Below are 23,535 nucleotides of genomic sequence, written 5' to 3' on the forward strand. Positions count from 1 at the left end.
TGCGCGTGACCTTAACGGGAGAATCGATGAGAAAACAGGGCGCCAACTTGACCGATGCCGATCAGGCGGAGTAAAAGGAAGACGCTATAAACGCGGGCAGAAAAAAAGTGATCGGCATGATGTTATTGGCTGATCGACATGATGTTATTAGCCAATTCTCGCTTCTGCGGTTTGCTGGTGAGTGGGGATGATATGGCGGGTTGGGGCTGCCCAGCCAGCTCAGGCCGACTCCCGCTTTTGCGGTTTGCTGGTGAGCGGTGATGATATGGCGGGTGGGGTGAGCTCGGGCTGCCCAGCCAACTCAGGCTGACTCCCGCTTTTGCAGATTGGGGGTGATGATATGGCGGTTGGGGGCTAGCTCGGGTTGCTGCATCCGGGTCAGCAGCCGCCTTGCCGCCTGACGGCCAATCTCCCGCGCCGGTGAGCTGACGAAGGTGAGGGCGGGGGAGGTGAGTTCGGCCTCCGCCACATCGTCAAAACCGAGCAGGGCCACCTGCTGGCCGATGTAGTTGTCCTTGCCCACGGTGCGGCCGCTCGCCTCGACGCCATAGATGGCGCCGAGCGCCACCTCGGGGTAGTGGCAGAGCACGGCGGTCACCTTGGGGTGCTGGTGCAGCAGCTGGGCGATGGTGTCGGCGGCGCTGCGCTGGGTGCGCTCGCACTCCAGTACCCACTCCGGTTTGAAGGGGAGGCCATATTGCAGCAGGCTGGCGCAGTAGCCGCCGATGCGCTCGGCGCGGGTGAGGGAGTCGGCCCGCCCGCCGACATAGGCGATATGGCGGTGGCCCTGCTCGATAAGGTAGGTGGTGGCCTGCTTGGCGGCGTGGGTGTTGTCGGGGCCGATAAAGTCCACGTCATCGCGATAGTAGGAGCGGGCGGCGCACACCACCGGCAGCTCGGAATCGAGCAGGGTCTCCAGCGTCTTGGCCGCCGCGCCGCGCACCGGATTGAAGATGATGCCCGCCACCCCCTGCCGTGACAGGGAGTGGATGCTCTGCTGCAGCCGCTCCGGGCTGTGGCCGCACTGGGTCAGAAACAGCAGATAGCCCTGCTGCTCCAGCACCTCGCTCACCCCGGCGGTCACCTCGGTATAGAAGGGGTCGGTGATGTCGCGCAGGATCAGCCCCACCAGATTGGATTGCTGGCTGCGCAGATTGGCGGCGGCGCTGTTGGGCACGTAGTCGAGCTCTTTTATCGCCTGCTGCACCCGCTCGGCGGTGGCCGGGGAGATGCGCCCCTTGCCGTTGAGCACCATGGAGACGGTGGTGACCGACACTCCCGCCCGCTGGGCGACATCGGTGATCTTGGTGGCTTTGGCAGAGAGGGATTTGGGCGACATAGGGCGAACGGACGATGGACAGTTGAGAGCGAGGCCCCAGCATACCTGCTTGGGTTGCCAAGTGAAACGTTACATCACCATCTGGCCGATCCGGCTCACAAATTTGGATCCTGCCGTCAGCCAGCCCCCTTATTCTGTGATCTTGTCGGCACTTGTAGTTTGATAAAACGATTTATCATCCAGCAAAACCTGATGCTGACCCGCGCCTTTGCTTCGAGATTGCTTCGAGATTGCGTCGAGATTGCCTCGAGCGGGGGAGGGCAGCCGCAGACATTGCTGTTTATTCACAAGGAGCCGTTTCATGGCCAAGCCTCAAGCCAAATCCACCATCTGGGAGTTCCTGCAGAGCCTCGGCAAGACCTTTATGTTGCCGGTCGCCCTGCTGGCCTTCTCGGGCATCCTGCTCGGTGTCGGCAGCTCGCTCACCAGCGATGCGGTCAAGCAGAGCATGCCCTTCCTCGACAACACCGTGCTGCAACTGCTGTTCCTCTGGATGACCAAGGTAGGGCTGGTGGCCTTTATCTACCTGCCGGTGATGTTTGCGGTGGCCATTCCGCTCGGGCTGGCGCGAGAAGAGAAGGGGGTCGCAGCCTTTGCCGGTTTCGTCGGCTATGCGGCGCTCAACCTCTCCATCAACTTCTACCTGACCGTGGCCAACGTCATCGGTGACGCGGCGGCGGAGAAGGCCTACGGGGTGAAATCGATCCTCGGCATCAGCTCCATCGACACCGGTATTCTGGGGGCCATCATCGTCGGGGTGATCGTCGCCAAACTGCACGCCCGTTTCTACACCTACAAGATGCCCGATGCGCTCGCCTTCTTCGGCGGTGCCCGCTTCGTGCCCATCATCACCGTGCTGGTGCTGGGGGTTGTCGGCTTGGTCGTGCCGTTCGCCTGGCCCTGGTTTGCCGCTGGCATCAACGGTATCGGGGCGCTGATCTCCCACGCAGGCCCCTTCGGCCCCTTCCTGTTTGGTACCGGTGAGCGTCTGCTGCTGCCGCTCGGTCTGCACCATATTCTGGTGGCGCTCATCCGCTTTACCGAAGCGGGCGGCACGTCACTGGTGTGCGGCAACGAGGTGAGTGGCGCGCTCAATATCTTCTACGCCGAGCTATCCTGCGCCGACACCAGCGGCTTCTCGGTCTCTGCCACTTCGTTCCTCTCGCAGGGCAAGATGCCTGCCTTCCTCGGCGGCCTGCCGGGGGCTGCGCTCGCCATGTATCACTGCGCTCGTCCGGAAAATCGCGGCAAGATCAAGGCGCTGCTGGTCTCCGGTGTGGTGGCCTGCGTCATCGGCGGTATCACCGAGCCGCTGGAGTTCCTGTTCCTGTTCGTGGCACCGGTGCTCTACGTCATTCACGCCATCCTGACGGGTCTCGGTTTTATGACCATGGGGCTGCTCGGCGTCACCATCGGCAACACCGACGGCAACCTGATCGATTTTCTGGTGTTCGGCGTGTTGCAAGGCACCGCCACCAAGTGGTATCTGGTGCCGGTCGCGGCTGCCATCTGGTTTGCCATCTACTACAGCGTGTTCCGCTTCGCCATCGTGCGCTTTAACCTCAAGACCCCGGGCCGCGAGATCGAGACCAGCGAAGCTGCGCAGCCCACGGGCAAGAAGGCAGGCAACAGCGGTTACAACGGTGAAATCATCCTTAACGCCCTGGGCGGCGCCGATAACATCCTGGCGCTCGATAACTGCATCACCCGCCTGCGGATGTCGGTGCAGGACATGAGCCGGGTCGATGACAAGATATTGAAGGCAAACGGCGCCATCGGGGTGATCAAGCTCGATGAGCACAACCTGCAGGTGGTGATCGGCCCGCAGGTGCATCTGGTGAAAAACCAGCTGCAGAGCCTGATGGGGGCCTGAACCGGCCAATAAGATCCGAACGGGGGGCGCAAGCCCCCCTTGTTTGCCTCTCCCAATATGTCTCCTGTTTATGGAGGGAGAAACTTCATGCACGATATTTATGACTTCGACCGCGTGGTCGACCGCCACGGCACCTACTGCACCCAGTGGGACTATGTAGCCGACCGTTTTGGCCATGCCGACCTGCTCCCCTTTACCATCTCCGATATGGATTTCGCGACCGCCCCCTGCATTCGCCAGACGTTGGCAACCCGCCTTGAACACGGGGTATTTGGCTACAGCCGCTGGAATCACGACGATTTCAAGGGCGCGGTGAGCGACTGGTTTACCAACCGCTACGGGGCGAGCCTCGACCCCGAGACGCTGGTCTACGGCCCCTCGGTCATCTATGTGATTGCCCAGCTGGTAAGCCTCTGGTCGGCACCGGGCGAAGGTGTGCTGGTCCATACCCCCGCCTACGATGCCTTCGGCAATATGCTGGCCGCCAACGACAGGGTGCTGTTGCCATGTCCGCTCAAAAAAGAGCAGGGCGGTTACCAGATCGACTGGCAATGTTTCGAGCAACAGGCAGCCCGCCCCGATTGCCGGATTTTGCTGCTCTGCAGCCCCCACAACCCTACCGGCCGGGTCTGGACGCGGGATGAACTCGGCCGGATGGCCGCTATCTGCCAGCGCCACGGGGTCAAGGTGATTTCGGATGACATCCATATGGATGTGAGCTTTGCCCGCTACCTGCCGTGGAGCGAAGTCGCGCCGGACGATCACTGGGCGCTGGTGAGCTCGGGCTCCAAATCCTTCAATATTCCCGCCCTTGGCGGCGCCTACGCCTTTATCGCCAACGCCGAGGCGCGGGCCGCCTATCTGCAGCGGCTCAAGGCGGCCCATGGCCTCTCATCGCCGCCGATTCTCGGAGTGCTGGCCCATATCAGCGCTTATCGGGACGGGGCTGCCTGGCTCGATGCCTTGAAACACTATCTGCACGGCAACCTCGCCCATGTGGCGGCGCGGCTCAACGCAGCCTTCCCCGCCATCGACTATCGGGTGCCCGAGGGGACCTATCTCGCCTGGATTGACTTGAGCGGCCTCGGCATCGACTCCACCGAACGGATGGATGCGCTGCAAACCTTGCTGGTGGAGAAATACCGGGTCGCCATCATGCGCGGCGACACCTACGGCCCGGAAGGCAACGGCTATATCCGCCTCAACGTCGGTTGCCCGCGCTCGAAAGTAGATCAGGGACTCGATGCCCTGATCGGCGCACTGGGGGAGCTGGTGTAGGGGCAAATCCATTCAACATGAGAAACCTAACGGGGCCATCAGTGATGGCCCCGTTTGGTGGGGAATATCAAACAAAACCGCCCCGGAGATCCGGGGCGGTTTTTTATTTAGCGATACCGAGATGAGCCGTGTGGGTGGGCAGGGGCTCAGCGATAGCGGCCACGTACCGAGCTGCTGGCACGGCCTGCCATCTTGATCAGGCTCTGGCGGGTGTGCAGGTGGCAAAGGGCCACGCCGAGGGCATCCGCCGCATCCGCCTGCGGGGTGGCGGAGAGTTTCAGCAGATGGGTCACCATATGCTGCACCTGCTCCTTGGCGGCGCCGCCGGTGCCGACCACTGCCTGCTTGATCTGAGTAGCGGAGTATTCGCTCACCGGCAGATAGGCGTTGACCGCGGCGACAATGGCGCTGCCACGGGCCTGCCCCAGTTTCAGGGCCGAGTCGGCGTTGCGGGCCATAAAGACCCGCTCGATGGCAAACTCGGTGGGTTTGAACTGGGTAATGATCTCGCATACCCCGTCATAGACCTGCTTGAGGCGCTCCGGCAGCTCGCCGCAATCGGTGCGGATGCAGCCAGAGCCCAAGTATTCGGCCTTGCCGCCCACGACCCGGATAACCCCGTATCCGGTGATCCGCGAACCCGGATCGATGCCCAAAATAATGCTCATGGGTGTTGATTGCTCTAAACGCGAGTGATGGCCGCCAAGATAGCAAACTGTGGCCCGTTTGGCTGTACGTCCTGGGTCAAGCGGGCAAAGATTGGCCAGCCTGCGTCAGGCGTGGTTACCCCTTGAACAGCGCTATGGTGTCGCCATCCTGAAGGCTGCCCGCGCCGCGCACCACCACCCGATCCCCCTGCTTGAGGGCGCCGCTCACCGCCACCTGCTGGCTGTCGCCAAACAGCACGGTGACCGGCACCCGATTCACCTTGAGCGCCTTGCCGCTTCGCGCCACCTGATAGACCACGCTGCCATCGGTGCCGAGCACCAGGGCATCCCGTGGCAGCAGCATGCTCTGCTGATCCCCCAGTGGCAGGGCAACCCGTACCGGCGAGCCGATGATGAAGGTGCCCGCTTCCGGTTTGAGGCGCAGCTCGATCAGCCTCGATTTGGGATCGGCGCTGGCAGCCCGCTGGTAATAGACGCCGTGACCGCTCAACTGCTCCCCCTCCACCCGCAGCCGGGTTTGCGGCGCCAGCTGCTGGGCCCAGAGGATGGGGGCTTGCAGGCGGATATCCGGCTGATCCGGGTTGACCAGCTCCAGCGCCTGCTCGCCCGCGTCCACATGCTCACCGGGCTGGATGAAGTGGTTGTTCACCACCCCATCGAACGGGGCATAGATGTGGCTGCGGCGCAGCTGTTCCTCAATCTGGTTCACCTGTATGGCGGCCAGCCGCTCGGCCAGCGCGGCCTGCTCCACATCATAACTGGCCTTGTCGTACTGGCTTTGGGAGGCGCTCTTTTGCTGGTGCAGCCGGGTGATCCGTTGGGATTCGGCGCGGGCGAAACGCAGGTTGCTCTGCCATTTCGCCTGCTCGGCGCGAGCCTGCTCCAGCGAGAGGCGCAGTGCCGCGCTGTCGAGGCGCAGCAGCTCGTCCCCTTTTTTGGCCCGGCTGCCAAATTCGGCGATCCACTCCACCCGGCCACTCACTTCGGCGCTGAGCGCCGCCTGCTGGCGGCTCGCCACCGTGCCGCTGACCCAGATATTGGCGGCCGCATCCCCTCGGGTCACATCCGCCAGTGTCACCATTTTGCCCTGATCGGCAAATACCGGTAGCGCGCAGCCCGCTATCAGCGCCGCGCCAGCCAACATTCGGGTAAATATATGTGTCATCGATGAGCTCCTTGCTCAGGCCCGCTGGCGCAGGGGTTGTGGGATTGCCACCTGCTCCCCGAGACGCAGGAAGGCAGGCAACAGGATCAGGGTAAACAGGGTGCTGCAGCTCATGCCGCCGACAATGACGGTGGCCAGCCCGCGGTAAATTTCGCTCCCCTCGCTCGGGCTCAGCATCAGCGGCAGCATGCCGAAGATGCTGGTGAGGCTGGTCATGGCGATGGGGCGCATCCGGCTTTGCAGGGCATCGGCCACCGCCAGCTGGCGGCTCATGCCGTCCCGCTCGGCGGTGCGGGTCTGGTGCACCAGCAGGATGGCGTTGTTGACTACCAGCCCCAGCAGGATGACAAAGCCGATGATGGTGAGCAGATCCATCGGCAGCGGCACCAGCAGCCCGCTCAGTTGCAGCGCCAGCACGCCGCCAACCGAGGCAAGGGGCAAGGTGAGCAGCACCAGCAGCGCATCCTTGAGGGAGGCAAACACCCCCCACAGCAGCACCAGCAGGATCACCACGGCGAACAGGAAGATGGTCCCCAGATTGTCGAGCGCCTGTTGCAGGCTGTCGGCGTTGCCTGCGATCTGCAGCTCGCCACCGGCGGGTAGCAGGGGCCGGATGGCAGCAAAACTGCGGTTTTTCAGGGTGTCGATCACCTGCTCCATGGTCATGCCCGCTGGGGGGGCTATCTGCAGGATGATGCTGCGCCGCCCATCGGCCCGGAAAATGCTGGCCGGGCCCATGTCGTGCTCCACCCGCAATAGCTCGCCAAGGGGGACGATGCGCCCGGAGGGGGTGGCCAGCGGCACTGCCTTCAGTTCGTCCGGATTGGCGGAGCTCTGCCCCATCAGCATGATGTCGAGCCGATCCTCGCCATCGAAATACTCGCCTACCCGCAAGCCGTCGCCAAAGGTCTGGATGATGGTGGGCAGGGGCGTGCGATCCCAACCCACTTCGGCGAGACGCCGATCTTGCGGCACCAGTTTGAGCTCGGGGGCGGTGAAGTCGAGACTCGGCTCGGGCCGGATCTGTACTCCCGGCAGGTCCTTGCTGAGGATCCCCATGCTGGCCCGCGCTGCCTGATAGAGCTCGGGCAGGTTGCCCCCCTGCAACAGCAGGGAGACGCCGTTCTCGCTGTCAAAGCCGCCAAACAGCGACCCCTGACCGCCGAACACCCGGGTGTCGGGAATGCCTACCAGCAGCTGTTTCATCAACAGGCTCTCCAGCTCCCTGATGCGGGTCTCGTCCTTGGGGCGCACGCCAATCTGGGCGCCCCCCGGGTAGCGCAAGATGTAGTAGTTCTTGAGAGCAGGCTCTTTCTCCCCCTTCATGTAGGGGGCGAGGCGGGCGATCAGGGTATCGAGCACCTCTTCGCGCTGGGCCTTGAGGTTGACCCCGGGGGTGAAGTTCATCCAGACATCCACCGCGTCCCGTTTGACGTCCGGCAGATAATCCATCTTGGGCAGCAGCGCCCAGGTGGCCAGTGCCGGCAGGCTCATCATCAGGGTGATGACCGTCCAGCGCTGGCATGAGGTCGAGGTCCAGCGGATCACGTGACGAGTAGTGCGCTGCCACAGCGACGCATAGGGATCGGTCAGCGTTTCATGTCCCATCCAGCGCGCCGCCACCGCAGGCAGCACGGTGACGGCGACCAGCATGGAGACTGTCACGGCGCAGGCGATGGTCAGCGCCAGATCGGCAAACAGCTGACCTTCCACATCATTGAGCAGCAGCACCGGCAGGAAGATGGCAACCGTGGTGAGGGTGGAGGCCACCAGCGCCGTCCACACCTGACGGGTGCCTTCGAGCGCCGCGTCCGCCTTGCTCAAATCCCCCCGCTCGTGGCGCCGGTAGATGCTCTCCAGTACCACGATGGCGGCATCGAGCACCATGCCGACGGCAAAGGCGATGCCCGCCAGCGAGATGATGTTAAGGGTGCGATCCATCACCTTGAGTAGGCAGAAGGTGAGCATGATGCTGATGGGGATGGCGAGGGCAATCATCAGGGTCGCCTTGAGCTGGCGCAGGAAGAGCCAGAGGATGGCGCAGGAGAGCAGCACCCCGAGCCCCAGGTTGGCGGTGACCATGCTGACGGCGCGATTGATGTAGAGGGAGGCATCGAACGACTGCTCCATGTGCAGCCCGACCGGCTCCAGCACCTCGCGGTTTAGCTCGTTCACCCGGGCCTTGATCGCCTCAAGGGAAGCCAGGGCATTGGCGCCGCTCTCCTTGAAGATCTGGGCGGCGATGGCGGTATTGCCGTTCTGGATCCGCAGCACCGGGTTCTCTTCCCGTGCTACCCTTACTTCCGCTACATCCCGCAGATAGATGGGCAGGCCATCGCGCCAGTCCACCACCTTGTCCCCCAGCGTCTCGACATCGTAGCGACCGGCGAAGCGCAGCTTGTACTCCCAGCGACCGATGTCGAGGGTACCGGCCGACACGTCCCAGCCAGTGGTGGCGCGGCTGGCCAGCACCGGGATCTCGACCCCCAGCTCGGCGGCGCGATAGGGGTCGAAACGGATCTGGATCTGGCGCTCGTTGATCCCCTCGATCGTGACCGTCGAGACCCCTTCGATGCGTTCCAGCTCGGGTTTGACCCGCGCCTCGATCAGCGCCTGATGATCATCGATCACCCCTTTGGCGCCGGGCAGCTGCTGGATGAAGAAGAAGGTGAGGGTATCGTTGCTGCTGTAGTTGTTGACGTAGGGGCCGCCGATCTTGTCCGGCAATCCCGAGACCCGGTTCAGTCGCGAAATCACATCGAGTTGGGCCCGTTGCATGTCGGTGCCGAGGGCAAACTCCATGTCGATTTCGGTAAAGCCGGGATAGCTGTTGCTGACAAGGCTCTTGAGCCCCTGAACCCCCTGCATCTCCTGCTCGATGGGGTCGGTGATCTCCGACTCCATCTCTTGGGGCGAGGCTGAGCGCCAGCTCACCGAGATGTTGAGGTGTGGACGGTCGATGTCGGGGAACAGCTGGATCGGCAGTCCCCGGATGCTGAGCAGGCCCAGCAGGAAAATCAGCACGATCGAGACCGCCACCCAGATGGGGCGCTCGATCGCCGTTTTGGCGAGGTTCATTCACTCTTCCTGAGTTGTTGTTATCGGCCATTCCGCTGGCCTTGCTTCCAAAGCCCCTGCAACAGGGACTCAAGCATTTAACTGGAATTCTCCCGGCTTGTAAATGCATGGTTAACAAACAAAAAAACCGGCCACGAGGGCCGGTTTGGTGCAGGTTTGCCAGGGGATCAGGCCGCGTGCTCGACCTTGTTTGGCTGCTTGTTTGGTTGCTGGGAGAAGCCTTCCAGCTCGCCTGGGGCGAAGTTGTCTACCTGGATCGCTTCGTAGCGTAGGGCATCGGCGGCCAGCAGTTTGTCCGCTTCGTCCTTGCTCAGGATGGAACCGGCCAGCGCAGCGGCAACCAGCTCCGGCAGCGCCAGTTTGCGGGGCAGTTTGCCCTCTTTCTGGGCCTGTACCAGCTTCTTCTCGTAGGGCTGAACGGCGACCATGGCCTGGAAGGCACGCTCCATCAGACCGACCGGATCCGCCTCGTCTTTGCCCACATAACAGAGGGCGGTCAGACGGTCGCGGAACTCGCCCGGTTTCATCATGGCCAGACAGATGGCATGGCAGCGATCGTCGGCCGGCATCTTGTAACCGACGCCAAACGGGAACACCACGCGCTTGAGTACGGCCCCCACCACCTTGTTCGGGAAGTTCTGGAAGAAGCCTTCGAACGCCTTGCCAATCAGATAGAGGTTGCGCTCCACCGCGTACTGCACGAACGGCAGATCGGAGACCATACGGCCCTGATCCTCGTAATGCTTGAGGGTGGCGGAGGCCAGATAGAGGTGGCTCAGCACGTCACCCAGACGGGCGGAGATCATCTCCTTGCGCTTGAGATCGCCACCCAGCATCAGCATGGAGACGTCTGCGCACAGGGCCAGCCCTTTACTCATGCGGGAGAGCTGCTTGTAGTAGCGGGCGGTTTCACCGGCTACCGGCGCGTTGTTGAACTGACCCAGGGTCAGCCCCTGGAACAGGGAACCGAAGAAGTTGCCGGCACCGAAGGCGATGTGTTTCATCAGCAGGGCGTCAAACTTCTCGAGACCGCGTTCCACGTCGGTGTCGGCGGCCGCTTCCAGCTCGGCAAAGACGTACGGGTGGCAGCGAGTGGCACCCTGCCCGAAGATCATCAGGTTACGGGTCAGGATGTTGGCCCCTTCCACCGTGATGGCGACTGGAATGCCCATGTAGGCGTAGCCGGTGTAGTTTTTCGGGCCCAGCTGGATGGCACGACCGGCGTGGATGTCCATGGAGTCATCCATGATCTGGCGCGCCATTTCGGTCATGTGGTACTTGGAAATCGCGGTGACGATGGCTGGTGCCTGACCCAAGTCCAGGGAACCTGCGGTCATACGACGGGCCCCTTCCAGCTGATAGGTGAGGCCGCCGATGCGAGCCAGCGCTTCCTGCACCCCTTCAAACTTGCCGATGGACATGCCGAACTGCTTGCGCACATAGGAGTAGGCGCCCACGGTGCGGCTCGCCATGTGACCACAGGCGGTGCCAAGGGCAGGCAGCGAGATGCCGCGACCGGCGGAGAGGCACTCCACCAGCATGCGCCAGCCGCGACCGGCGTAATCCGGGCCACCGATGATCCAGTCGAGCGGAATGAACACATCCTTGCCGAAAGTCGGGCCGTTCAGGAACGCCAGACCCATGGGGTAGTGGCGATCGCCAACACGCACGCCGGGGTGGCTGGTGGGGATGAGGGCGCAGGTGATGCCGAGCTCTTCCTTGTCACCCAGCAGTTTTTCCGGGTCATACAGCTTGAACGCCAGCCCCAGCACGGTGGCGCGCGGCGCCAGGGTGATGTAGCGCTTGTTCCAGTTGAGGCGAATACCCAGCACCTCTTCACCCTTGTGCATCCCCTTGCAGACGATCCCCTTGTCAGGGATGGCGCCCGCATCGGAGCCCGCTTCCGGCCCGGTCAGGGCGAAGCAGGGCACCTCTTTGCCATTGGCCAGCCCCGGCAGCCAGAAATCTTTCTGGGCCTGGGTGCCGTAGTGCATCAGCAGCTCGCCCGGGCCGAGGGAGTTGGGCACCATGACGGTGACCGCCACGCTCAGGCTCTTGGTGGCAATGCGGGTGACGATGGTGGAGTTGGCAATCGCCGAGAACTCGCGGCCGCCGTAGGACTTCGGGATGATCAGGGAGAAGAAGCCTTCCTTCTTCAGATAGTCCCACACCGGCTCCGGCAGGTCTTTGGTTTCGTTGACGATCTTGAAGTCATCAACCATGGCGAGCAGGGTTTCGACCTGATTGTCGATAAAGGCCTGCTCTTCGGCGCTCAGTTCGGCCTTGCCGTAACCGTGCAGTTTTTTCCAGTCGGGGTTGCCGCGAAACAACTCGCCATCCCACCAGACGGAGCCGGCTTCCATGGCCTCCCGCTCGGTAGCTGACAAGGGCGGCAGTATCTTTTTGAAGATGCCGAACACCGGACGGGTTACCACCTTTTTACGGATGGAGGGCACGCCGAGCACAACGGCTATCGCCAGCACCAGCAGGACAAGCAATGTGATCATACCGAAGTTCCTTCTATTTCACTGTTTCCGTTGATTTATTGTTGGTTGTTACACGGCCAGGGAGAGCCTGGTCGACTCCACGGGCGCCCCGACTCCGGACGCCAGATAAGGAATAACGTTGCGCACCAGCCCTTCCACATCGAGCTGCTGGCCAAAGTCGGCCAGGGCGATGTCGCGTAGCGCATCGGCGGATGCCATGGTGAAGACGACGGTGCCCAGGGTGAAGTGCAGGCGCCAGAAGAGATCCGCTGGTGACAAGGCCGGATTGGCCTTGGAGATCGCCTGGGTGATCCGCATCAGAATGGGGCCGTAGTGGGCGGTGATAAAGCGGCGCAGGTGGCCCTGGCTGTCGATATAGCCGCGCCCCAGCAGCTGCATGAAGATGGCCGGGCCGTTGGCCCGCACTGCCGAGAGTTTCATCAGCGGTTCGACAAAGCTTTCAAACAGTTGCAGCAGGGTCAGCTGCTCCTGCTCCATCAGCACCCGCAGGCGGGCATCGAGATCGGGCATAAACAGGCTCAGGTAACGGTCGAGTACCGCCTGGATCAGCTCCTTCTTGGAGCCGAAGTGATAGTTCACAGACGCCAGATTGACGTCGGCCTCGCTGGTGATCAGACGCAAAGAGGTATCGGCGAATCCCCGCTCGGCAAACAGCACTTCAGCGGCATCGAGAATACGGTTTTTGGTATCGATTTTACTCACTGGACACCTCACTTAAACGAATGTTTAAAAAGTACGTTTCATAACGTGAAGTGTCAAGAGAATGTGAATGAGTGTTAGCGGAATGTTTTTCGATGAAAAAAGCAAAGTGGGCGGAACTTAGTCAAAAAGCAGGACTCTATATCTATGCCACTGCAATTAAACATTAAGTCTCGCCCAACCTGCACCATGCTAGTTGGGCCTTTTTTTTGCGCGTTTGTTACCGGTTTGCGGTTTGCAGGCAAAAAAAACCGCCGCAGGGCGCGACGGTGGGGAAAGTGAGTTCGCGTCATCCTGACGGCAAACTGTCGATGCGAGTTCAGGCATGTATCGACGGGGGCAGTATGCCAGCCAGAGCCCCTCAGACTATGTCAGCTTCGCGGTATTTTGTGACAAAGTGTGGCAAGCACTGGCGTGGCCCAAGCTGCCGCTCTTTGTTATGCTGCCCCTTCAAAATATGAGGGGAGAGAAGATGAAGTACCCGGTCGATACCCACACTCACACCATTGCCAGCACCCACGCTTACAGCACCATCCACGACTATCTGCCGATAGCCAGGGCCAAGGGGATCAAGCTGTTTGCCACCACGGATCACGGCCCCGAGATGGCCGATGCCCCTCATGTCTGGCACTTTGCCAACTTGCCAATACTGCCAAGGGTGGTGGATGGAGTGGGGATCCTGCGGGGTATCGAGGCCAACATCAAAAACCTGGAGGGGGAGATCGACTTCCCCGAGCGCTATGAGTCGCGCCTCGACATGATCATGGCGGGCTTTCATGAGCAGGTATTCCCTCCCTGCGATCAGGCAACCCACACCCAGGCGATGATCAACGCCATCAAGAGCGGCCGGGTCGATATGATCAGCCACCCGGGTAACCCCGCATTTCCCATCGACATTCAGGCGGTGGTCAAGGCGGCGGCCGACTATCGGGTGGCGCTGGAGATCAACAACTCCTCTTTCATTCATTCGCGCCCGGGCAGTGAAGGCAACTGCCGCGCTATCGTCGAAGCTGCGCGAGATCTGGGGACCTATCTCACTTTCGGCTCCGACTCCCACGTCGCCTTCAGCCTCGGCGATTTTGACCACTGTCACCGTCTGGTGACCGAAGCGGGCTTCCCGCTGGAGCGGATCCTGGTGCGCTCCCCCCGCGCCCTGCTCGATTTCCTCGAAAGCCGCGGCCGCGCCCACATCCCCGAGTTCGTCGATCTCTAAGACTGCTAACACCATGAGCCAACTCATAAAATCGAGTTGGCTCGATTGACACGCCGGCCATTTTTCATGAATCTGGATGGCAACAAGCCGGTATAGCTCAGTTGGTAGAGCAGCGCATTCGTAATGCGAAGGTCGTAGGTTCGACTCCTATTACCGGCACCAATAAATCAATCACTTACATTAAAAATCATCTACTTACATCAGTGCTTTAAGTTCAATGTAACTGATTGTGTAAGTAATTTTTTTCAACGTAGGTCAACACAACTTGCCAGAGATTTGTGAGCTTTTGGGCAAAGTCGGGGGGTTTACTTACTTTGCTAGAGCTCCACTGCGAGGCTCGTTTTCCTCTCAGAATTGTTGACTCATTCGAGTCACGCCATCCTACTCTTGCAATGACATTCCCAGGCCGTGTAGTTAGTTTAGATCTTGAACTCCCCCTCACGAGCAAGCGCGACTTAAGCAAAATGTTCTGGTCAGTTCCATCTGCCAAACCCGCTATTCCCGCTACTGGTAGCGAAATTAGCAACTTTGCCGCGTCCTTAAATTTTTTTTTAGCTGTTTTGGTTTGTTATCCTCTGCCACTATAGAGACCCATATGAAGCTCATTATCGAGCTGGAGTCTTGAACCGGCAGGACCCTCTTGAGCCCAACAATGAACGAGTTGCTCAAGCTCCCGGTTTAGAGTAACGCCACATATCGGCGTACACGGGGACAACGAATCAGCACACGCATTCCAAAGCTGTTTGAAACAACAAGAAGACCAGCGAATGAACGTCAACCGATCCTGAACCAACTGTCCTCCCTCTGATACCTAATAAATCATACCAATTTATAGGTATATGTTATCTCAATGAACTTATCCAAGGGACTGCTTCGCGCAGTCCCTTTTTCATTGGAGATATCCCTATGGCACATTTAATCGACACCATGGCCTACACCGGCCAAACACCCTGGCACGGCCTCGGCAATATCCTGCCCCCACAACAATCTCTGGATATCTGGCTGCAAGCTGCCGGGATGGCTTGGACCATAGAGCAGAGCGAGGTGATGTTCAACGTCGCCTCCGATGCGCTGCATATCAGGCCCTATACCGACAGCAAGGTGCTCTACCGCTCAGATACGCTCGAACCGCTCTCGGTGGTCTCCCAGCGCTACAAGGTGGTACAGCCGCACGAGGTGCTGCATTTCTATCAGGATTTGGTCGAGGCAGGCGGCTTCGAGCTGGAGACCGCCGGTTCACTCAAGGGCGGCCGCAAGCTGTGGGCCTTGGCCAAAACAGGTCAGGACATGCGTCTCAAGGGTGGGGATGTGGTCAAATCCTACCTACTGCTGGCCACCAGCTGCGATGGCACCCTCTGCACCACTGCACAGTTCACCTCCCTGCGGGTGGTCTGCAACAACACCCTCCAAATGGCGCTGCGGGATAGCACCGGCGCTATCAAGGTCCCACATTCCACTCAGTTCGATGCTGCTGCGGTGAAAGAGGCGCTGTGGCTAGGGCTTTCCCACTGGGACGAGTTCAAGGCGCAAACCAAAGCCTTGACCCAGCGTCCGGTCGCTCCTGAAGAGGCGTTGCGCTTCTTCAGCGATCTGCTGGCCCAACCGCTGGACGCCGATAACCAGATCATCCTTACCCGACCCGTCCAACAGCTCCACGAACTCTATCAAGGCGCGGGCATGGGCTCGGATCTCGCCAGTTCCCGCAATTCCGCCTGGGGACTGGTCAATGCGGTCACCGAATACGTGGATCACCATCGCCGTGCCCGTAGTCAGGATTATCGCCTCGATTCTGCCTGGTTCGGCCAAGGATCCCAACTCAAGTCCAGAGCCCTCAATCAAGCACTCACCCTGCTGCAATAACTCACCTCCCTCTTCATATCCCGACATACCACCCCAACCCGGCCATTAGGCCGGGCGGGGGGACTTATGCCGTCAACAAGGAGCCTCTATGAAAGCAAAAACCAAATATGGCCAAGCCCGGCGACTGGCCTCTACCACTGAGCTGACCCGCGAGCAGTGGCTGGATATTCGCCAGCTGGGGATCGGCTCTTCCGATGCCGCCGTGGCGGTCGGCCTCTCCCCCTACAAATCTCAGCTGACCCTGTGGCTGGAGAAAACTGCGCGCAAGGCACCAGAGGATATCTCCCTGAAAGAGGCAGTGCTGTGGGGTGTCGAACTCGAACCCGTGTTGGCACAGGTCTACGCCAAACGCACTGGTTACAAGGTGCGCCGGGTCAATGCGGTACTCCAGCATCCCGAGCACACCTTCATGCTCGCCAACCTCGACCGCGAGGTGGTGGGTCACCCCGATGGCCCCGGTATCCTCGAAATCAAAACCGCCAGCTATCACAGTGCACCGCAATGGGAGGAAGGTGTTCCTGTCGCCTATCAGTGTCAGGTGCTCCATCAGCTCGCCGTCACCGGCCATGCCTGGGCAGAAGTGGCTGTGTTGATCGGGGGTCAGGATTTTCGGATTTACCGCATTGAGCGCGATGAAGAGAAGATCCGGGATCTCACTGAGCGGGAGGCGCAGTTCTGGCAAATGGTCGCCCTAGACCAGCAGCCCGCGCCCGACGGTTCCGACGACGCAGGCACGGCGCTGGCTTGGCTGTTTCCCCGCGATGACGGAGAGACGGTGGACTTGTCCGATTCGCCAGAGTTTAACCAGCTGTTCGGTGAATTGCTGCATCTGCGCGAGCACAAGGAGGAAGTAGAGCTGCGCGAGTCGCAGATCAAGCAGCGGTTGCAAGCCACCCTTGGCGAGGCCACGGCTGGGCTGTTCGCCGACGGCAAGATCACCTGGAAGCGCAGCAAGGATCGGCTGGCACCAGATCTCGACCGGCTCGGTCAGGATCACCCCGATCTGCTCAGCCACTACGTCAAACCGGTGCCCGGCTCCCGCCGTTTCACTATTCAGACTACTCACGCAGCCAGGAGGCAAACACCATGATCAAGGGACTCGCTATCACACCGCCCGTTATCGGGCGGATCTGCATTGGCAGACTGGTACAGAAAGAAGGTAAATGGGTGCCGGAGAAAGACGACAGTTTCACCCTCACCACCCAGATACAGCAGAAAGGGGGATGGTTGCTCCATCCCCTGCATCAGCAGCACATGCCCAAGCAGGGAGGTCAGGCTCAAGGGCAGGAGAACGCCAAGATCCGCGCAATTCCGGTGCGGGTGCTGTTCAACGATAGCGATCTGAACCTACGAGCGGAATACAGCGCCTTTGACCGGCAGACCGGGCGACCGCTCTGTGTCGGCAATGGGGAGGTAGCGAAACGGGCGGGAGCGCAAGGAATGGAGGAAGTCAGTTGTCCCGGTCCGGAGCGTTGCTCCTACGGCCAGCAACAGGGCTGCAAGCTATATGGACGACTGAATCTGTTTGTGGAAGGGCAGGGGGATGAGCTTGGCAGCTTTATCTTTCGTACCACCGGCTATAACTCAGTGCGAACTCTGGCAGCACGACTGAAGTACTTCGAGGCGGTGAGCGGTGGCCTGACCCGCTACCTGCCACTCACCCTGCGACTGCGGGCCAAGAGCACCACTCAGTCCTACCGCACCCCGATCTACTACGTGGATCTGACCCTGCGCGACGAGCTGACGCTGACCGAAGCAGTTAGTCAGGCACGACAGGAAGCTATGCTGGACGATGAGGCAGGGCTCACGATTAGCGAGATGGAAGCGGTGGCACGGGCGTTACTGCGTAACGGCCAGTTCGAGGAAGTAGATGAAGAGGTGCCGCTGCTGCTGGAGGAATTCTATCCGGAGGCAGAGACGACAGAGGCACCATCTGCCTCACCGTCGATAGCAACGACACCAGCACGCCCTCGTACTTCCCCCCTGACCAACAAGCTGGGCAAAGGCGCGGATCCTTCACCCTCTCGCGCCTGAGCCCGTCATGCCGATGCTCCGTCTCGGCATGACGATAAATCCACTCAAATCAACTCGTAGCAGTACATCTGGCTACGACCTCATGACGGGGAGTCTGTCACAAAACGGCCCTGTCTTTTATCCCCATCACTGGTTTTGAGTCAATAGATCAAGGTACACTGACCCCCTAGGTCAAAAGCCTCAAAGAGACCTTATTGACCTGAAATGGGCGGAAAATTGCTGAAAAGAGTTGTCGTTTTCAGAAGGCGACTGCACGAAATATCAGGAGTCGGCTGCACTGCCAGAACTGGCCGCCTGCAAGGCAGCGTAGAGAGCGGTTTTTCCTACCTTGAGGCGTGCGGCGGCCTCGCGGACATTCAAGCCGTTGGCGACAAGCTCCCGCGCTCGTTGCAACTTGTCGGCAGTGACAACCGGCTTGCGTCCGCCTTTGCGCCCGCGTGCGGCGGCAGCGGTCAACCCGGCCTTGGTGCGCTCGCGGATCAGGTCGCGCTCGAACTGGCCCAGCGCACCGAACACATGGAAGATGAGCCGTCCGCCCGGCGTGGTGGTGTCGATGTTTTCAGTCAACGAGCGGAAGCCGACGCCCCGTGCTTCCAGCTTGCCGACCGTCTCAATCAGGTGCGGCAGGGAGCGGCCAAGCCGATCCAGCCGCCAGACGACCAGCACATCGCCATCGCGCAGATAAGCCAGCGCATCGGCCAAGCCGGGCCGGTCTGCCTTGGCCCCGGATGCCGTGTCCTCGAAAACCCGTTCGCAGCCTGCATTGCGCAGCGCATCCGTCTGCAAGGCGGTGTCCTGTTCCGCCGTCGATACCCGCGCATAGCCGATGAGTGCCATTTCCGCCCATTTGTCCGTTATACCGTCCGCCTATCTTATTGTCCGTCATCCCGTTGCGCAAGATGTTTTCGGACAGGCGTCCGGTTTGGCCGCCTAATGATCGTTTGGCGGACAAGGCGACTGGCATCAGCCGAACAGCTCGCTATGGGAGCCAAGCCGCGCCAGTCGCAGGGTGTCGGCGTCGGACTTGCGGTAGATCAGCAGCAGGTCGGGCTTGATGTGGCATTCGCGGTAGCCCGCCCAATCGCCGGAAAGATCGTGGTCGCGGTATCGCACATCCAGGGGCTGATCGGTCGCCAGCGCGACCAGAACCGGCTTGAGGTCATCATTCGTGCAGCGGACTCCTGATACTGTTCGTTCAATAGACGACTGCACAACAGCCTTCAAACCGCGTTGTCTGGTGCAGTCGTCTTCTGAAAATGACAGCTATTCCTGTTACTGGCCGCAGCCGATGCGGCGCTGTATCAAGCCAAGCAGCGGGGGCGGAACCGCACGGAGATTGACGGTCTTTAAGTGTCCGGAAGCTACGACCGGTGCCGACTCCACCAAACCCGGGGCGATTCAGGGGGGATTCTCTATCGACAGTTTGATCCGCCTCCAGACGACGGCGCCAGGCTGCGCGGATCGTCCTTCAACAGGTATTCGAGGTGGACCAGCAGCGCGTCCCAGAGTGCGTGAAGTTCCGCCATACCGGCCAAAGCTTCGACATCGTGACCCTGCGAACGCCGCTTGAGCAAGTCGGCGGCCAGCGCGTGTACCCGGAGATGTAAGGTTTCAATGGTGGCGAAGGTTGCGGCGTGGCGCGGCTGATGGATGGTCTTGTCGAGCCACTGGCCGAATCGGCATTGATGATGATCGAGTGGCGGCGGCGCGTCGCGCCTGCCATCGAGGTGTTCCCCCAGGGCAACAATCCAGCCTCGATGCTCGACACCGGCAATCAGCACCGGCATCAGCTCGCGGTCGAGGCAGTGTGCATGCGCCCATCGTGGGTCGGGGCGCCAACGCTGGCGCCACGCAGGCAGATCGGCCGCCGCCATCGGTCGGGCGATGCCATAGCCCTGGCCCAGATCGCAGCCGAGCCGCAGCAGGGTTTCGCCGTGCGCCACCGTCTCCACCCCCTCGGCAATCGCCCTGCGCCGAAAGGCGGTGGCCAGCCCCAGTATTCCTTCTAGAATAGCGAGGTCGTCCGAGTCCTGCAGCATGTCGTGAACGAAGCTCTGATCGATCTTGAGCACTTGCGCCGGCAGGCGCTTGAGATAGGTGAGCGACGAATAACCGGTGCCAAAATCATCGAGCGCAAAACTGACTCCGAGCGTCGCGGATGCATCGATAACCGCGGAGACCAGGGCGATGTCTTCGAGAGCGCTACTCTCCAGCACTTCTAGCTCAAGATAGCCGCGCGGCACGTTCGGGTGCGCTGCCAGCAGGGCTCGCAGTTCATCCAGAAAACCGGCCTGCTGCAGATGAAAGCCGGAGATGTTCACGCTAACCGGTAAATCGACTCCCGCGTCCTGCCATGCCGCGATCTGGGTCAGCGCAGTGTCGATCACCCAGCGTCCCAGTTCCACTTCCAGCGGATGTTGTGCGATCGGCGGCAGAAACTCCACGGGTGCAAGCAGGCCCTGATCCGGGTGTTGCCACCGGATCAGGGCCTCGGCTCCGATCACCTCGCCGCTGCGCATGTTGACCTTGGGCTGGTAGTGAAGCACGAACTCGTTCTTGATTAATCCCTCCCGGATGCGCTCCAGGTGCTCGTGCTGACCGCGCAGACTTGCATCCCGTGCGGTGTCAAAAATATGGTAACGGTTCTTGCCCGCGACCTTGGCCTGGTACATCGCTTGGTCCGCCTGGCGCAGCAACTGATCGGGATCGACATCATCACTTTGCGGGTAGTGGGAAATCCCGATGCTGCCGGAAACCTGAACGACCACGCCATCCACCTTTACCGGTTGGGCGATGACGGACAGCAATCGATCGATCAGATCCTTCGCTGTACTCTGATTGCTCAGATCGGCAAGTACGGCGACGAACTCGTCGCCACCCAGGCGGGCGACGGTATCGCCCTCGCGCAGGCAATCCTTCATGCGCGCGGCAAGGGTCACCAACAGTTGATCGCCGACGTCATGGCCATGTACATCATTTACTGACTTGAACCCATCCAGATCGATATAAGCCAGTGCCAGCGGCAGGCCGCTGCGCCTTACCCGTACGATGGCCTGCTCGAGGCGATCGGCCAGCAGCACCCGGTTGGGAAGGCCGGTGAGCGGATCGAAGTGCGCGATATGCCTGAGCTGCTGCTCATTGTCCTTTTGCCGCGTGATGTCCGAGAACAGCGCCACATAGTGGGAGGTCTGCTGATCGCTCCCGCGCACGGCCGCGATTGCGAGTGACTGGGCGTACTCCTGTCCGGACTTGCGCATATTCCAGACCTCCCCCTCCCAGTACCCTCGGGTGCGCAGATCACGCCACATCTCGTCATAGAAAGCTCGATCATGGCGCCCGGAGCTGAGGATGCGGGGGTTGCGGCCGAGTACCTCGTTTCGGGGATAGCCGGTGATACGGGTGAAGGCGTCGTTGACCTCGATAATGTGGCCATCGGCATCGGTGATAACGATACCTTCACGGGCGTGGCTGAATACGCTTGCTGCGAGTTGGAGCTTTGCGTCGGATTGACGCCGGACATTCAAACCATCCAGAAAGGCATTGAACCCGCGCGAGAGATTGCCGATCTCGTCATCGCCGCGCGGCGCCAGCGGCAGCAATTCGGCATCGGGCAGGTCGCGTAGTTGCCCGAAGAGTCTGGCAACATCACGAATCGGTTGCACCACCCGGCGCGCGAACAAGACCGCCCCCACGCCCACGATAAGGAGCGACACCAGCATCGCCACGGTGGTGGTCCGTCCAATGGCCTGCGCTGAGCGATACCGCGTTTCTTCCGGAACCAAGATCGCAAGTCGCCAGCCGGGAGCGTGCAGGGCGACTTGACTAATGAGTACTCCACTTGCAGCATTGATCGTTACCGTCGCGCTGTGTGCTTCGGCCAGCTGGGCAATCAACGCTGGTTCTGCGTGCGAGCCGAGGCGTGCTGGATCGGGGTGATATACGAGGCGATCACGCCCGTCCAACACGATCAGCAGGCGATCTTCGCTAACGCCTGCTTTGCTGAACTCGCGGCGAATCTGGTGTGGGTCGTAGTTGATCAGCAGCAAGGCGACCGGGACCTCGCGCGAAGTCGCCAGATCGAAACGGTGAATCACTCGGGCTACCGTTACCACCTGGCGGTGGGCGGAGTCACGATTGAGGTTGGCCTGCACACCTGCCCAATGTATCCGGCTGGGAGCGGCCAGGGTCTCTGCGATCAACTGTTCGCGCGCCGTTACATCCAGGTTATTTGAAACCAGGGTGTCGCCGACGTGGTAGTGACTACCCCCCAAGGTAAAAATGTCGATGGAGACAAGGCCGTCCAGGTTGATGTAATTGTTGAGCACGTAGCCGATCTTCGCCTGGGTGGCCAGGCGCGTGAACACATCGCCATCGGGCGGCTCAGCCGAGACCGCCTCGACAATCTGCTCAACCCCGCTGATGTTAGCGATCAATGCTTCGATCTGCGCCATCTGCCCGTTGAGCAGGGCAGCCTTGTCGTGAGCCTGTTGAATCGCACTGCTGCGCGTCTCATGTTCCAGAGCCTGGTTCGACAGGTGTATCGCCGATAAGCCCACCACCAACAGTGGCAGGATGCTAAGCACAATCAGGTAGACAGTGAAGCGCTGGGTGAGGTTCAGCCGCATCCGCCCCCCACCCATGAGCAACGGGCCGACTCCGCCAAGGGAGCGGCGAATTTGATCGTCATGATGTTCAAACGCAATCCCGGGCCTACTTCGGCGCGCTGACCAGCGCCACATCGATCAGCGTTTCTGATGGCACTTTTTCGCCCTTGAGCAGGCGAATCGCATACAGAACACCTTGATAACCTTGCTCCGCCGAGCGCTGGTCGACGGTAACCGCTAGCTTGCCCTGATCGACCATGGTCCGGATTTCGGGCAAGGCGTCGAAACCGGCCACCTTGACCGAGCTCAGCCCATTGTCGCTCAAGTATCGCAAGGCTCCCAGTGCCATCATGTCGTTGGCGGCGAACAGCAGGCCGATGCCCGGATGCAGCTCGAACATTTTCCTGGTTACCTCATAGGCCTCATCGATCTTCCAGTTGGCGGTTTCACTGGCAACCACTCGGATCGCCGTGTTCTCTGAAAACGCACGCTCCGCACCTTGCTTGCGCGCCTGCGCATTCTCGGCACTACGAATGCCTTCGAGAATGGCTGCCGTGGTCGGCACTTCAATCCCTGCGCTCAGCGCCTTGACCGCGAGATAGGCCCCCTTCTCGTTGTCCACGCTGATAAAGGGCAGGCCGGCGAGATCCGCCACTGCGAGTTGGGTGGCATCCAGGCGGGCATCGATAATCACCACCGGAATACCCGCATCACGCGCCTTTCGCACCGCAGGAATCAGATGGTGTGCATTCGCAGGGGCGATCACGAGCGCATCGGCCCGCTTGTTCTGAACTAGATCTTCGACGATCGAAACCTGCTGTTCGAATGAGGTTTCCTGCGCTGCCGTCTTGACGATCAGTTCAATGCCGAGCTCAATCTCCGCCTTGCGCGCACCCTTCTCCATCTCAACGAAGAACGGATTGGTCAGCGTTTTCATGACCAACGCCACTCGCGGCTTTACAACGGGGGGCGGGGATGTGGAGATTGCGACCGCGGGTTCTCGATCGACACCCTCACCACACCCAGCAAAGACCAACGACAGGACCAGGAAGGCAAGACATCGGATCGGCCGCATGAGCGTCACTCTGGGAAAGGTGACAAATGTTACCAGCTTCTTTCCGACCGGCGGAGCAGCTTGACTGTGGCCACGATCTCGACCACTTCGGCGGTCCGTCTCTTGGAGGCAATCAGGGTGGCCAGCAGCAACGTAAGCGGTA

The 23,535-nt window shown here is 60.7% G+C and carries 16 protein-coding genes and 1 tRNA gene; 7 read left to right on the forward strand and 10 right to left on the reverse strand.

The features are described 5' to 3' along the window. Positions 1–301 precede the first annotated feature (301 nt). Positions 302–1,339: a Mal regulon transcriptional regulator MalI gene (locus tag OKC40_RS16085; protein WP_005344074.1), complete on the reverse strand. Its 1,038-nt coding sequence runs from the start codon at positions 1,337–1,339 to the stop codon at positions 302–304. A gap of 301 nt (positions 1,340–1,640) precedes the next feature. Here OKC40_RS16085 and malX point away from each other — a divergent pair, with 301 nt between their 5' ends. Continuing rightward, entirely contained in the window at positions 1,641–3,212 is a 1,572-nt protein-coding gene (gene malX / locus OKC40_RS16090; RefSeq protein ID WP_270795940.1) for a maltose/glucose-specific PTS transporter subunit IIBC, read from the forward strand. An 87-nt stretch (positions 3,213–3,299) separates the two neighbouring features. Continuing rightward, positions 3,300–4,490: a MalY/PatB family protein gene (locus OKC40_RS16095; protein WP_270795941.1), complete on the forward strand. Its 1,191-nt coding sequence runs from the start codon at positions 3,300–3,302 to the stop codon at positions 4,488–4,490. Positions 4,491–4,636: 146 nt separating this feature from the next. Here the strand turns inward: OKC40_RS16095 and ruvC are convergent, their stop codons facing one another. The 5 genes from ruvC to OKC40_RS16120 all read right to left on the reverse strand — a co-directional run bounded on the left by ruvC (position 4,637) and on the right by OKC40_RS16120 (position 12,610). Next, the gene (gene ruvC, locus OKC40_RS16100) at positions 4,637–5,158 is read right to left on the reverse strand and encodes a crossover junction endodeoxyribonuclease RuvC (RefSeq protein ID WP_005334512.1); all 522 of its coding nucleotides are present in this window, start codon (positions 5,156–5,158) and stop codon (positions 4,637–4,639) included. A gap of 115 nt (positions 5,159–5,273) precedes the next feature. After that, positions 5,274–6,323, reverse strand: coding sequence for an efflux RND transporter periplasmic adaptor subunit (locus OKC40_RS16105; protein ID WP_270795942.1), 1,050 nt, complete (start codon positions 6,321–6,323; stop codon positions 5,274–5,276). Between the two features lie 15 nt (positions 6,324–6,338). Continuing rightward, positions 6,339–9,401, reverse strand: coding sequence for an efflux RND transporter permease subunit (locus OKC40_RS16110; protein ID WP_270795943.1), 3,063 nt, complete (start codon positions 9,399–9,401; stop codon positions 6,339–6,341). A gap of 167 nt (positions 9,402–9,568) precedes the next feature. Next, complete coding sequence (locus tag OKC40_RS16115) at positions 9,569–11,908, reverse strand: acyl-CoA dehydrogenase (protein ID WP_058052918.1); 2,340 nt, start codon at positions 11,906–11,908, stop codon at positions 9,569–9,571. Positions 11,909–11,956: 48 nt separating this feature from the next. Beyond that, a complete protein-coding gene (locus OKC40_RS16120) occupies positions 11,957–12,610 on the reverse strand; it encodes a TetR/AcrR family transcriptional regulator (RefSeq protein ID WP_042020647.1) in 654 nt (217 codons plus the stop codon). 469 nt (positions 12,611–13,079) lie between these two features. Here OKC40_RS16120 and OKC40_RS16125 point away from each other — a divergent pair, with 469 nt between their 5' ends. The 5 genes from OKC40_RS16125 to OKC40_RS16145 all read left to right on the forward strand — a co-directional run bounded on the left by OKC40_RS16125 (position 13,080) and on the right by OKC40_RS16145 (position 17,714). Further along, positions 13,080–13,820 carry a phosphatase gene (locus tag OKC40_RS16125; protein ID WP_270795944.1) on the forward strand — a complete coding sequence of 247 codons (741 nt, stop codon included), beginning with the start codon at positions 13,080–13,082 and terminating at the stop codon, positions 13,818–13,820. A gap of 86 nt (positions 13,821–13,906) precedes the next feature. Next, positions 13,907–13,982, forward strand: a tRNA-Thr gene (locus OKC40_RS16130). Positions 13,983–14,726: 744 nt separating this feature from the next. After that, complete coding sequence (locus OKC40_RS16135; RefSeq protein ID WP_182936068.1) at positions 14,727–15,680, forward strand: DUF932 domain-containing protein; 954 nt, start codon at positions 14,727–14,729, stop codon at positions 15,678–15,680. Between the two features lie 88 nt (positions 15,681–15,768). Then, positions 15,769–16,770, forward strand: coding sequence for a YqaJ viral recombinase family nuclease (locus OKC40_RS16140; RefSeq protein WP_182936067.1), 1,002 nt, complete (start codon positions 15,769–15,771; stop codon positions 16,768–16,770). After that, on the forward strand, positions 16,767–17,714 hold the full coding sequence (locus OKC40_RS16145) for a recombination directionality factor (protein ID WP_182936066.1): 948 nt from the start codon (positions 16,767–16,769) through the stop codon (positions 17,712–17,714). The genes OKC40_RS16140 and OKC40_RS16145 overlap by 4 nt, the downstream gene beginning before the upstream one ends. Positions 17,715–17,975: 261 nt before the next feature. On the opposite strand, the gene OKC40_RS16150 is transcribed toward OKC40_RS16145, so the two are convergent. The 4 genes from OKC40_RS16150 to OKC40_RS16165 form a co-directional block, all read right to left on the reverse strand. After that, positions 17,976–18,551 carry a recombinase family protein gene (locus OKC40_RS16150; RefSeq protein WP_001173919.1) on the reverse strand — a complete coding sequence of 192 codons (576 nt, stop codon included), beginning with the start codon at positions 18,549–18,551 and terminating at the stop codon, positions 17,976–17,978. Between the two features lie 126 nt (positions 18,552–18,677). Continuing rightward, the gene (locus tag OKC40_RS16155) at positions 18,678–18,926 is read right to left on the reverse strand and encodes a type II toxin-antitoxin system YafQ family toxin (protein ID WP_012585400.1); all 249 of its coding nucleotides are present in this window, start codon (positions 18,924–18,926) and stop codon (positions 18,678–18,680) included. Between the two features lie 200 nt (positions 18,927–19,126). Then, positions 19,127–22,339 (reverse strand): EAL domain-containing protein, encoded by a 3,213-nt coding sequence (locus tag OKC40_RS16160; RefSeq protein ID WP_270795949.1) that lies wholly within the window; start codon positions 22,337–22,339, stop codon positions 19,127–19,129. Positions 22,340–22,424: 85 nt separating this feature from the next. Next, a complete protein-coding gene (locus tag OKC40_RS16165; protein WP_043851129.1) occupies positions 22,425–23,393 on the reverse strand; it encodes a substrate-binding domain-containing protein in 969 nt (322 codons plus the stop codon). Positions 23,394–23,535 lie beyond the last annotated feature (142 nt).

The organism is Aeromonas sp. QDB11, assembly GCF_027705265.1.
GTDB lineage: Bacteria > Pseudomonadota > Gammaproteobacteria > Enterobacterales > Aeromonadaceae > Aeromonas > Aeromonas allosaccharophila.

Coding starts and splice junctions, on each gene's coding strand:
- OKC40_RS16115 (WP_058052918.1), bottom strand. CDS start 11,908: ATGATCACATTGCTTGTCCTGCTGGTGCTGGCGATAGCCGTTGTGCTC.
- malX (WP_270795940.1), top strand. CDS start 1,641: ATGGCCAAGCCTCAAGCCAAATCCACCATCTGGGAGTTCCTGCAGAGC.
- ruvC (WP_005334512.1), bottom strand. CDS start 5,158: ATGAGCATTATTTTGGGCATCGATCCGGGTTCGCGGATCACCGGATAC.
- OKC40_RS16165 (WP_043851129.1), bottom strand. CDS start 23,393: ATGCGGCCGATCCGATGTCTTGCCTTCCTGGTCCTGTCGTTGGTCTTT.
- OKC40_RS16085 (WP_005344074.1), bottom strand. CDS start 1,339: ATGTCGCCCAAATCCCTCTCTGCCAAAGCCACCAAGATCACCGATGTC.
- OKC40_RS16145 (WP_182936066.1), top strand. CDS start 16,767: ATGATCAAGGGACTCGCTATCACACCGCCCGTTATCGGGCGGATCTGC.
- OKC40_RS16095 (WP_270795941.1), top strand. CDS start 3,300: ATGCACGATATTTATGACTTCGACCGCGTGGTCGACCGCCACGGCACC.
- OKC40_RS16110 (WP_270795943.1), bottom strand. CDS start 9,401: ATGAACCTCGCCAAAACGGCGATCGAGCGCCCCATCTGGGTGGCGGTC.
- OKC40_RS16135 (WP_182936068.1), top strand. CDS start 14,727: ATGGCACATTTAATCGACACCATGGCCTACACCGGCCAAACACCCTGG.
- OKC40_RS16150 (WP_001173919.1), bottom strand. CDS start 18,551: ATGGCACTCATCGGCTATGCGCGGGTATCGACGGCGGAACAGGACACC.
- OKC40_RS16140 (WP_182936067.1), top strand. CDS start 15,769: ATGAAAGCAAAAACCAAATATGGCCAAGCCCGGCGACTGGCCTCTACC.
- OKC40_RS16160 (WP_270795949.1), bottom strand. CDS start 22,339: ATGCGGCTGAACCTCACCCAGCGCTTCACTGTCTACCTGATTGTGCTT.
- OKC40_RS16105 (WP_270795942.1), bottom strand. CDS start 6,323: ATGACACATATATTTACCCGAATGTTGGCTGGCGCGGCGCTGATAGCG.
- OKC40_RS16125 (WP_270795944.1), top strand. CDS start 13,080: ATGAAGTACCCGGTCGATACCCACACTCACACCATTGCCAGCACCCAC.